At 59.9% G+C, this 282-nt stretch carries 1 protein-coding gene and 1 tRNA gene; both read right to left on the bottom strand.

From position 1 onward, the window contains the following. Nucleotide 1 precedes the first annotated feature (1 nt). Nucleotides 2-78, bottom strand: a tRNA-Pro gene (locus SB822_RS56485). 73 nt (nucleotides 79-151) lie between these two features. After that, the coding region (locus SB822_RS56480) for a DUF3309 family protein (protein ID WP_410859025.1) at nucleotides 152-282 on the bottom strand (131 nt) is incomplete at its 5' end.

Here is a 282-nt window from a genome sequence, read left to right as displayed (position 1 = left end):
GTGGTCGGAGCGAAAGGATTCGAACCTTCGACCCTCTGATCCCAAATCAGATGCGCTACCAGGCTGCGCTACGCTCCGACGAATCCGAGATTCTACGTGGCTTTAGGTGCCAGAGTCAATCGCGAATTGCGTCGGAGCAAAGTTAGCCGCGTCATATGCGCCCGAGCACCAGCAACACGATGACGATGATCAGCACGACGCCGAGCACGCCGGTCGGGCGGTAGCCCCAACCGCTGCTATACGGCCAGGTCGGCAGCGCACCGATCAGCAGCAGGATAAGCA

It is taken from the genome of Paraburkholderia sp. SIMBA_054 (assembly GCF_046534875.1).
Classification (GTDB): domain Bacteria; phylum Pseudomonadota; class Gammaproteobacteria; order Burkholderiales; family Burkholderiaceae; genus Paraburkholderia; species Paraburkholderia hospita.
The sequence above is the reverse complement of the archived record's forward strand: the minus strand, read 5'-3'. Positions and strand labels throughout refer to the sequence as shown.